This is a genomic window from Streptomyces sp. NPDC002835 (assembly GCF_053591995.1).
The window spans coordinates 79,560-89,562 of record NZ_JBSFUW010000024.1; the positions used below are offsets into that span (position 1 = coordinate 79,560).

Here is a 10,003-nt window from a genome sequence, read left to right on the forward strand (position 1 = left end):
GTAGGCAGCGGACAGACCCTAGCCCGGCTCGGCCGGGCGTCGGGTGTGGCCATGCACACACCTTCAAACAGCGCTGTTGTGGAGTTCCTCCTTGGCCAGGGCCCGTGCCGTGCGCAAGGATCTGCGCCATGGACCTGCTGAACACGCTGGTGGAGAAGGGGCTGCGGCGCGAGCTGCCGACCCGTGAAGAAGCGCTCGCCGTACTGGCGACCTCCGACGACGACCTGCTCGAAGTGGTGGCCGCGGCCGGCAAGGTGCGCCGGCAGTGGTTCGGACGGCGGGTGAAGCTGAACTATCTGGTGAATCTGAAGTCGGGCCTGTGCCCGGAGGACTGCTCGTACTGCTCCCAGCGGCTGGGTTCGAAGGCGGAGATCCTCAAGTACACGTGGCTGAAGCCGGAGGAGGCCTCCCAGGCCGCGGCGGCCGGTGTGGCGGGCGGCGCGAAGCGGGTCTGCCTGGTGGCGAGCGGGCGCGGGCCGACGGACCGTGACGTGGACCGTGTTTCGAAGACCATCGAGACGATCAAGGAGCAGAACGAGGGCGTCGAGGTCTGCGCCTGTCTCGGGCTGCTCTCGGACGGTCAGGCCGAGCGGCTGCGTGACGCGGGCGCCGACGCGTACAACCACAACCTGAACACGTCCGAGGGGACGTACGGGGACATCACGACCACCCACACCTACGCGGACCGCGTGGACACCGTCACCAAGGCGCACGCCGCGGGCCTGTCCGCGTGCTCCGGGCTCATCGCCGGCATGGGCGAGAGCGACGAGGACCTGGCCGACGTCGTCTTCGCACTGCGGGAGCTCGACCCGGACTCGGTCCCGGTGAACTTCCTCATTCCCTTCGAGGGCACACCGCTCGCCAAGGAGTGGCACCTCACGCCGCAGCGGTGTCTGCGCATCCTCGCGATGACCCGGTTCGTCTGCCCCGACGTGGAGGTCCGGCTCGCGGGCGGGCGCGAGGTGCATCTGCGTTCGATGCAGCCGCTCGCGCTGCACCTCGCCAACTCGATCTTCCTGGGCGACTACCTGACCAGCGAGGGCCAGGCCGGCCAGGCCGACCTGGACATGATCACGGACGCCGGCTTCGAGGTGGAGGGCACGGACACGACGACCCTGCCCGGCCACCGCGCGGCGGGCGGCGGCTGCGGGTCGGTGTGCGGCGACGGTGACGGGGACGGCGAGGGCGGCTGCGCCGGCGGCGCGCCGGCCGAGGCGGCGGCTGCCTCGGCGGCGGAGCCGGGCGCCCGTACGGACCTGGTGGCGGTGCGCCGCCGGGGCGCCGGGACGGACCTCGCGCCCAATGCCTGACCTCACCCCCGGCGAGCTGCGGGCCCTGGACCGGGCCCACGTCTGGCACCCGTACGGCCCGATGCCGGGCCGTACGGACCCGCTGGTCGTCGAGTCCGCCTCGGGTGTCCGGCTGCGGCTCGCCGAAGAGGTGCACGGGCAGCGCGAGTTGATCGACGGCATGTCGTCCTGGTGGTCGGCCGTGCACGGCTACAACCACCCGGTCCTCAACGAGGCGGCGACCGCGCAGCTCGGGCGGATGAGCCATGTGATGTTCGGCGGGCTCACCCACGAGCCCGCCGTGCGGCTGGCCACCCGTCTGGTCGAGATCACCCCGGAGCCGCTGCGGCACGTCTTCCTCTGCGACTCGGGCTCGGTGTCCGTCGAGGTCGCGGTCAAGATGTGCCTCCAGTACTGGCGCTCGGTGGGCCGCCCCGCGAAGCAGCGGCTGCTGACCTGGCGCGGCGGCTACCACGGGGACACCTGGCAGCCGATGTCGGTGTGCGACCCCGAGGGCGGCATGCATGAGCTGTGGCAGGGCGTCCTGCCCCGCCAGCTCTTCGCGGACGCGCCGCCCGCCGCGTACGAGGAGTCGTACGCGCAGAGCCTGCGCGACCTGATCGCCCGGCACGCGGACGAACTGGCGGCGGTCATCGTGGAGCCCGTCGTCCAGGGCGCGGGCGGCATGCGCTTCCACTCCCCCGAGTATCTGCGGGTGCTGCGGGAGGCGTGCGACGAGTACGGCGTGCTGCTCGTCCTCGACGAGATCGCGACCGGCTTCGGCCGCACCGGCACGCTGTTCGCGGCCGGGCACGCCGGGATCTCGCCGGACGTGATGTGCCTGGGCAAGGCGCTGACCGGCGGCTATCTGACGATGGCGGCCACGCTGTGCACGTCACGGGTGGCGGAGGGCATCTCGCGGGGCGAGGTCCCGGTGCTGGCGCACGGCCCGACGTTCATGGGCAACCCGCTGGCGTCGGCCGTCGCCTGCGCCTCGATCGACCTGCTGCTCGGCCAGGACTGGCAGCGGGAGGTCAAACGCCTCGAGACGGGCCTGCGGGACGGGCTCGCCGAGGCGGCCGCGCTGCCGGGCGTACGGGACGTCCGCGTCCTCGGCGCGATCGGCGTCGTCCAGCTCGACCACGAGATCGACATGGCGGCGGCGACGGAGGCGGCGGTCCGGGAGGGCGTCTGGCTCCGCCCGTTCCGTGACCTCGTCTACACGATGCCGCCGTACGTCACGGACGACGCGGACCTGGCGCGTGTGTGCCGGGGAGTGCGGGCGGCGGTGCGGGCGGGGTGAGGTGGGGGCGGGTGCGCTGCGGGTGCGGGTGCGTGGCGCCTGCGGCGGGCTTGTTCCCCTACCCTCCCCTGCGGCCTGGCGGCCGCGGGGGGACCCCCACCTTCCCGAAACCGGGGCAGGCCCCGGACCCCGGTGCCGCCCTCCGGGCGGCGGGCCGGGCTCCGCCCGGTTTCGGGGAGGTGCGGGGTTGGGGAAAGCGCAGTCGGAACGGATGAAAGGCGCGGACGCGCATGGCAGTGATCGTCGTCACCGGAACCGGGACCGAGATCGGCAAGACCGTCGTCACCGCGGCCCTCGCCGCCGCGGCCCTCACGCAAGGGCGGTCCGTCGCCGTCGTGAAGCCCGCGCAGACCGGCGTCGGACCGGGTGAGGACGGCGACGTCGACGTGGTGCGGCGGCTCGCCGGGGACGTCACGCGGCGGGAACTCGCCCGCTACCCGGAGCCGTTGGCGCCCGCCACCGCCGCCCGCCGGGCCGGGCTGCCTCCCGTGCGCCACGGCGACGTCGCCGAGGCCGCCGCGAAGCTGGCCACCGAGCACGACCTGGTGCTGGTCGAGGGCGCGGGCGGCCTGCTCGTACGGCTCGACGACGACGGCGCCACCCTCGCCGACGTGGCGGCGGAGCTGGCCGCCCCCGTGCTCGTCGTCGCGCCCGCCGGGCTCGGGACGCTGAACATGACCGCGCTGACCGCGGAGGCGCTGCGCGCGAGGAGCCTGCAGCAGTTGGGGGTCGTGGTCGGGAGCTGGCCGGGCGAGCCGGATCTCGCCGCCCGCTGCAACCTGGCCGATCTGCCGGACGCGGCGGGGGCCCCGCTGCTGGGCGTCGTCCCGGCGGGCGCGGGCGCGCTCGCACCGGTCGAGTTCCGGCGGAGCGCCGCCGCCTGGCTGGCGCCGTGCCTCGGCGGCCGGTGGGATGCGGGGGCGTTCGCCGCCGCCGTAGGGTGAGTTCCATGCGCGCCAAGATCGACGAGCTCGTCCTCGACTGCCACGACCCCGCCCGGCTGGCGCGGTTCTGGGCCGCGCTGCTGGGCGGCGATCCGGTGGACCGGTCCGACGACTGGTCGTACATCGATCCGCCGGAGTTCGTACGCCTCGCCTTCCAGCGGGTGCCGGAGGGCAAGTCGGTCAAGAACCGGCTGCATCTCGACCTGGACGCGGGCGACGTCGACGCCGCGGCGGACGAGGCGGTCGGGCTGGGCGCGGAGCGCCTCGGCGCGGTCGTCACCGACGACCACGGCCGGTTCCAGGTGCTGCGCGACCCGGAGGGCAACGAGTTCTGCTTCGTGGCGCCGCCCGACGCCTGATCGGCGCCGGCCGGGGGGAGAATGACGGTGACCGGCCAGTCCGTCCCGGGAGGCCCCGATGGTTCCGATGGCTCAGCGCGGCACGAAGGTCCCGAAGGACGCCGTCCACCATCCGATCTTCGCCCGTTTCTACGCGAAGGTGAGTGTGAGCGCCGACCTCAAGGGCGGCATCGCCGCCCACCGGGCCGAGCTGCTGGACGGGCTGTCGGGCCGGGTGATCGAGATCGGCGCGGGCAACGGTCTGAACTTCGCGCACTACCCCGCCGCCGTCTCCGAGGTGGTCGCTCTCGAACCGGAGCGCTCCCTGCGGGAGTTGGCCGTTCAGGCAGCGATGCGCGCCGAGGTCCCGGTGGACGTGGTGCCCGGCGCCGCCGAGGCCCTGCCGGTCAAGAGCGAGGGCTTCGACGCGGCCGTCGCGTCGCTGGTGCTGTGCACCGTACGGGACCTGCCGCGGGCGCTGTCCGAGATCAGGAGGGTCCTGCGGCCGGGCGGGGAGCTGCGGTTCTTCGAGCACGGGCTCGCGGAGGGCCGCGGCCTCGCGACGGCACAGAAGGTCGTGGACCGCACCGTGTGGCCGCTGCTGTTCGGCGGCTGCCACACCGCCCGCGACCCGATCGCCGCGATCGAGGAGGCCGGGTTCGAGCTCGGCCCGTACCGGCGGTTCCGGGTGCCGGACAGCGGGCCGCAGCTGCCGACCTCGCCGTGCGTCCTGGGCGTCGCGCGCCGCCCCCGGGAGCAGGAGGCGGAGACGGGCCGGTAGGCCGATCGCCGGGCGAGCGTCACTCGCTCCAGTTCCGCAGCTCCTCCGCGATGCGGGCGACGTCGGCGTCGCCGTCCTTGACCAGCCGGGCCAGGTCACGCACCTGCTCGGGCGAGGTGACGACCTTCAGACCGCAGGCGACGAGATAGCCGTACGCGACGGCCGAGGCGAACATGGCGTTGGACCGCTCCAGCGCCGGCACGTGCAGCAGCAGCTGCAGCAGGGCGGCGGCTCTGTCCGCCGGGTCGGCGTAGACGGGGACGCCGAATATCTCCGCCTCGTGACGGCTGACGGCGGCGACGAGCGCGCCCCAGTCCGTGACCTGGGGGTCGCCGGGGGTCTTGTGCTCGGCCACCATGAGCAGCCAGGCGAGGTCGATCCGCAGGCTCAACGCTTGTCGCCGAACTCCTCGGCGAAGACCGACTCGTACTGCTTCATGAAGTCGGCCGCCGCGTCGACGAAGGTGCGTCCCGCTTCGCCGGCGTCCTGCTTGACGAGTTCCTCGATGTACCGGTTCATGCTCACGCCGCGTTGCAGTGCCCGCTGCCGGGCGGTCTCCGCGGTGGACTCGTCCACGCGTACGTTCAACTGGGTCTTGGCCACACCTTCAAGCTAGCGCGAGGCCGCTAGCACCCGCAAGAGCCCACTCCCCCTCTCCCGCCGGCCGGCCGTCTCGCACCGCGAAAGCCGGTGGCGGGTCCGGCGCGCGACATGCTTGGCTCGCGGCCATGACCGACGCGCCGACCAGTACCGTGACCGACCTGCACATCCGCGGCGCCGCTCCCGAGGAGGCCGCGGCCGTGCTCGCCTTCTGGCAGCAGGCGGCGGAGGGCACCAGCATCACCGACGACGTGGACGGCGTCACGCGCCTGATCGCCCGCGACCCCGAGGCGCTCATCCTGGCCGAGCTGGACGGCGTCCTCGTGGGCTCGGTGATCGCCGGCTACGACGGGTGGCGCTGCTCCCTGTACCGGCTGGCGGTGCTGCCCTCCCACCGCCGGCGCGGAATCTCCGCGGCCCTGCTGGCGGCCGCCGAGGAACGGTTCGCCGCGGTGGGCGGCCGGCGCGGGGACGCGATGGTGCTCGAGGCCAACGAGCGGGCACACCGTGCGTGGGCGGCCGCCGGTTACGTGCGCGAGGACCACTGGCGCCGCTGGGTCAAGCCCTTGGCGTGAGGCCAGGGGCGCGGGAGTCCTTTGCCCGTCCTTTACTATGGGGAGCACTGTCCACTCCCCGGTATGAAAGGTGTGAGCGTCCGTCCATGGGCGAGCCTCCCAGTAGCCGACATCGCGCAATCCTCCTCCCGCTGTCCGATCATGGGACGGAGGTGAACCGATGACCGAGTTGCTGCTGCTCGCTGTGGCGGTGCTGCTCTCCCTCGCCTGCGGGGCCTTCGTCGCGGCGGAGTTCTCCCTCACGACGGTGGAACGCGGCGAGCTCGAACGGGCCGTGGAGCGGGGCGAACGCGGCGCGGCCGGTGCGCTCAAGGCCGTACGCAGCCTCACGTTCCAGCTGTCCGGCGCCCAGCTCGGCATCACCGTCACCAATCTGGTCGTCGGCATGCTCGCCGAGCCCTCGGTCGCCAAGCTCATCCGCGGCCCGGTGGAGGACCTCGGCTTCTCCCCCTCCGTCGCCTCGTCCGCGGCGCTGGTCATCGGCACCGGGCTGTCGACCGTCGTGCTGATGGTCGTCGGCGAGCTGGTCCCGAAGAACTGGGCCATCTCCTCACCGCTGGCCGTCGCCAAGGTCGTCGCCACGCCGCAGCGGATCTTCACCGCCGCGTTCCGGCCGCTGATCGCCCACCTCAACAACACCGCGAACCGCCTCGTGACGCGGCTCGGCATGGAACCGACGGAGGAGCTCGCCTCGGCGCGCAGCCCGAAGGAGCTGATCGCGCTGGCCCGCCACTCGGCGAAGGAGGGCGCGCTGGAGGCGGACACCGCCGAGCTCTTCGTCCGCACCCTCGGCCTCGGTGAGCTCACCGCGGAGAACGTGATGACCCCGCGCGTCCAGGTGACGGCCCTCGAGGTGCAGGCCACGGCCGAGGATGTCGCCAACGCGACTCGGGCGACCGGCCTGAGCCGCTTCCCGGTCTACCGGGGCAGCCTCGACACCGTCGTCGGCATCGCCCACATCAAGGACGTACTGGCCGTGCCCGCGCAGAACCGGCCGCGGCTGCGGGTCTCCGAGTTGCTGCGCGAACCGGTGCTGGTGCCGGAGTCGCTGACCGTCGACCGGCTGCTCGACCGGCTGCAGGGCAGGTCCACCATGGCCGTCGTCATCGACGAGTACGGCGGCACCGCCGGAGTGGTGACCATGGAGGACATCGTGGAGGAGGTCGTCGGAGAGGTACGCGACGAGCACGATCCGCACGAGACGCCCGACCTGGCGCCGGCCGGCGAGGACGCCGACGGGCGGTCCCTGTGGTCCGCCGACGGCGCGGCGCGCACCGACCAGCTGGCCGCCATCGGCCTGCGGGTGCCGGACGGCCCGTACGAGACACTCGCCGGACTCGTCGCCACCGAGCTGGGACGCATCCCCGCCGAGGGCGACGTCATCGACATGGCCGGCTGGCAGCTCGACGTCACCGACGCGTCCGGGCGGCGCGCGGCACGGGTGCTGATGCACGCACCCCTCGCGGCGGCCGTGGCGTCCGACGACTTCAGGGAGGCGGGACGATGATCGCGATCCAGCTCTTCGTCGGCCTGCTGACGCTGGTCCTCAACGCCTTCTTCGTCGGCGCGGAGTTCGCGCTGATCTCGGTGCGGCGCAGCCAGGTCGAGCCCGAGGCCCAGGCGGGCGACCGCCGGGCGCGCAGCGTGCTGTGGGGTCTGCAGCACGTCTCGGCGCTGATGGCGGCCGCCCAGCTGGGCATCACGCTGTGCACCCTGGTCCTCGGCATCGTCGCCGAACCGGCCATCGCGCATCTGCTGGAGCCGGCCTTCGACGCGGTGGGCGTGCCGCACGGAGCCGTTCATCCGATCTCGTTCGTCATCGCCCTGGCGCTCGCGACGTATCTGCACATGCTCCTCGGCGAGATGGTGCCGAAGAACATCGCGCTCGCGGAGCCCCTGCGCAGCGCGCTGCTGCTCGGGCCGCCGCTGGTGGCGATCGCACGGACGCTGCGGCCGGTGATCTTCACGATCAACGCGCTGGCCAACGGTCTGCTGAAGCTGCTGCGGGTCGAGACGAAGAACGAGGTCACCGCGACCTTCTCCGACGCCGAGCTGGCGAGCCTCGTCCAGGACGCCGGCGAGGCCGGCCTCCTCGACGACCGCTCCGCGGAACGCCTCCGCGACGCCCTCGAACTCGGCCGCAGGCCCGTCCGGGACGTGGTCCTGCCCATCGAGCGCGTGGTGTACGCGCAGGCCGGCACCACGCCGGAACAGCTGGAGGGCCTCTCCGCGGAGTCGGGCTTCTCCCGCTTCCCAGTGGTGGACGCGGGGCGCCGCATCCTCGGCTACCTGCACGTGAAGGACGCGCTGGACGCGGCGCCGCGGGACGTCGCCTTCCCGGTCTCGGCGATGCGGCCGATCGCCCGGGTGCGGGCGACGACCCCGCTGGACGACGTCCTCACCGCGATGCGGCGCAGCCGCACGCATCTGGCGGCGGTCCTCGACGAGGACGGGCGGCCGGAGGGGCTGGTGACGATGGAGGACATCCTGCGGGAGCTGGTGGGGCGCCCGGACTGAGGGGGTGGCGTGGGTGCGGGTGGGTGGCGCCTGCGGCGGGCTTGTTCCCCTACCCTCCCCCTGCGCCCTGGCGGCCGGGGGACCCCCCCTTCCCGAACCGGGGCAGGCCCCGGACCCCGTACCGCGCTCCGCGCGGTGGCCTCAAACGCCGGCCGGGCTTGAGTTGCCGGGCACATCCAGCCGCGCTGGGGGCACTCCCACGGCCGCAAGGCCGTAGGGGGATTTGAGGCGCGGGGTTCGGGGCGGAGCCCCGACATGACCGGCAAGTTCCAGCCCCGCCGGCGAAAGAGGAGTACGCACCCTTTCCGTGATCAACATATAGCGCGCCGAGGGGCTTGCGGCAAGGCCCCGGTCGTACCGCAGAATCAGCCGCCGAAGCCTGGATCTACGGAAACGAGAGTCACCAAATGCGTGTGGTGTTGTCGGGGTACGACTCGCGCGGGGGCGTCGAACCGCTGGTGGGACTCGCGGTGCGGTTGCGGGAATTCGGCGCGGAGGTGCGGGTGTGCGCGCCGCCGGACGAGGAGTTCGCGGCGCGGCTGGCCGGGGTCGGCGTGGAGATGGTGCCGACCGGCCAGTCGGTGCGGGACCTGGTGACCGGGAAGACGCCGCCGTCGGCGGCAGGCGTGCCACGGCGCGCGGCCGATCTGGTCGCCGCGTTCTACGACAACGTCACCGCGGCGGCCGAGGGCTGCGACGTGCTGGTGGCGACCGGCCTCCTGCCGGCGGCGGCCGGCGTGAAGTCGGTCGCCGAGAAGCGGGGCATCCACTACGTGTACGCGAGTTACCAGCCGGTCAGCCTGCCGTCGCCGCACCACCCGCCGATGCCGCGGCCGGGCCGGCCGCTCGCACCTGATGTGACCGACAACCGGGTGCTGTGGGACCGCGACGCCCAGGACGCGCAGGCGGTGTTCGGCGAGGCGATCAATACCCACCGGGTGTCGATCGGCCTGCCACCGGTGGACAACGTCCGCGACCTCGTCTTCACCGACCGGCCGTGGCTGGCCGCGGACCCGGTCCTGGCTCCGTGGCAGCAGCCGGCGGACCTCGACGTGGTGCAGACGGGCGCCTGGGTGCTGCCCGACGAGCGCCCGCTCCCCGCCGAGTTGGCGGCGTTCCTGGACGCCGGCACACCACCGGTGTACGTGGGCTTCGGCAGTGTGCCCGTACGCGATCCGCAGCACGTCGCCCAGGTGGCCGTCGAGGCGATCCGCGCGCAGGACCGCCGCGTGCTCGTCGCCCGCGGCTGGGCCGACCTGGCCCTGATCGACGACCGGGACGACTGCTTCGTCGTCGGCGAGGCCAACCATCAGGCACTGTTCCGCCGGGCAGCCGCCGTCGTGCACCACGGCGGCGCGGGCACCACGACGACGGCCACCTGGGCCGGCGCCCCTCAGGTCGTGGTACCCCAAGGCGGTGACCAGCCGTACTTCGCCGGCCGGGTGGCCGACCTGGGCATCGGCTCGGCACATGACGGTCCGACTCCGACGTTCGAGTCCCTGTCGGCCGCGCTCAAGGAGGCGCTGGCCCCCGAGACGCGCGCGCGGGCGAGGGCCGTGGCCGGCACGTTCCGCACCGACGGGGCGACGGTGGCCGCGAAGCTGCTGCTCGGCGATTGATCACGGGTGGTGGATCGCGGTCGGGTGACACGTCGCC

Annotated in this window: 11 protein-coding genes; 9 read left to right on the forward strand and 2 right to left on the reverse strand. The window is 73.3% G+C overall.

Translation table 11 applies throughout. The annotated features are described in order from the left end of the window. Positions 1-128 precede the first annotated feature (128 nt). The 5 genes from bioB to ACWD01_RS24305 all read left to right on the forward strand — a co-directional run bounded on the left by bioB (position 129) and on the right by ACWD01_RS24305 (position 4,655). The gene (gene bioB, locus ACWD01_RS24285) at positions 129-1,310 is read left to right on the forward strand and encodes a biotin synthase BioB (protein ID WP_451164895.1); all 1,182 of its coding nucleotides are present in this window, start codon (positions 129-131) and stop codon (positions 1,308-1,310) included. After that, complete coding sequence (locus ACWD01_RS24290) at positions 1,303-2,592, forward strand: adenosylmethionine--8-amino-7-oxononanoate transaminase (protein WP_451164896.1); 1,290 nt, start codon at positions 1,303-1,305, stop codon at positions 2,590-2,592. The genes bioB and ACWD01_RS24290 overlap by 8 nt, the downstream gene beginning before the upstream one ends. A gap of 230 nt (positions 2,593-2,822) precedes the next feature. Beyond that, positions 2,823-3,536, forward strand: a complete 714-nt coding sequence (gene bioD, locus ACWD01_RS24295; protein ID WP_451164897.1) for a dethiobiotin synthase — start codon at positions 2,823-2,825, stop codon at positions 3,534-3,536. Between the two features lie 5 nt (positions 3,537-3,541). Then, positions 3,542-3,895, forward strand: coding sequence for a VOC family protein (locus ACWD01_RS24300; RefSeq protein ID WP_451164898.1), 354 nt, complete (start codon positions 3,542-3,544; stop codon positions 3,893-3,895). A 67-nt stretch (positions 3,896-3,962) separates the two neighbouring features. Then, positions 3,963-4,655, forward strand: coding sequence for a class I SAM-dependent methyltransferase (locus ACWD01_RS24305; protein WP_451164926.1), 693 nt, complete (start codon positions 3,963-3,965; stop codon positions 4,653-4,655). 19 nt (positions 4,656-4,674) lie between these two features. On the opposite strand, the gene ACWD01_RS24310 is transcribed toward ACWD01_RS24305, so the two are convergent. Further along, a complete protein-coding gene (locus ACWD01_RS24310) occupies positions 4,675-5,046 on the reverse strand; it encodes a fic family toxin-antitoxin system, toxin component (protein WP_451164899.1) in 372 nt (123 codons plus the stop codon). After that, positions 5,043-5,258, reverse strand: coding sequence for an antitoxin (locus tag ACWD01_RS24315; RefSeq protein WP_356896812.1), 216 nt, complete (start codon positions 5,256-5,258; stop codon positions 5,043-5,045). The genes ACWD01_RS24310 and ACWD01_RS24315 overlap by 4 nt, the downstream gene beginning before the upstream one ends. A 149-nt stretch (positions 5,259-5,407) precedes the next feature. Between ACWD01_RS24315 and ACWD01_RS24320 the strand changes: the two genes are divergently transcribed. From ACWD01_RS24320 to ACWD01_RS24335, 4 genes are all read left to right on the forward strand, one after another. After that, a complete protein-coding gene (locus tag ACWD01_RS24320; protein ID WP_451164927.1) occupies positions 5,408-5,830 on the forward strand; it encodes a GNAT family N-acetyltransferase in 423 nt (140 codons plus the stop codon). A 160-nt stretch (positions 5,831-5,990) separates the two neighbouring features. Next, complete coding sequence (locus ACWD01_RS24325) at positions 5,991-7,337, forward strand: hemolysin family protein (protein WP_451164900.1); 1,347 nt, start codon at positions 5,991-5,993, stop codon at positions 7,335-7,337. Next, the gene (locus tag ACWD01_RS24330) at positions 7,334-8,347 is read left to right on the forward strand and encodes a hemolysin family protein (RefSeq protein WP_451164901.1); all 1,014 of its coding nucleotides are present in this window, start codon (positions 7,334-7,336) and stop codon (positions 8,345-8,347) included. Before ACWD01_RS24325 ends, ACWD01_RS24330 begins: the two co-directional genes overlap by 4 nt. Positions 8,348-8,754: 407 nt before the next feature. Further along, positions 8,755-9,966, forward strand: coding sequence for a glycosyltransferase (locus tag ACWD01_RS24335; protein WP_451164902.1), 1,212 nt, complete (start codon positions 8,755-8,757; stop codon positions 9,964-9,966). Positions 9,967-10,003: the final 37 nt, after the last annotated feature.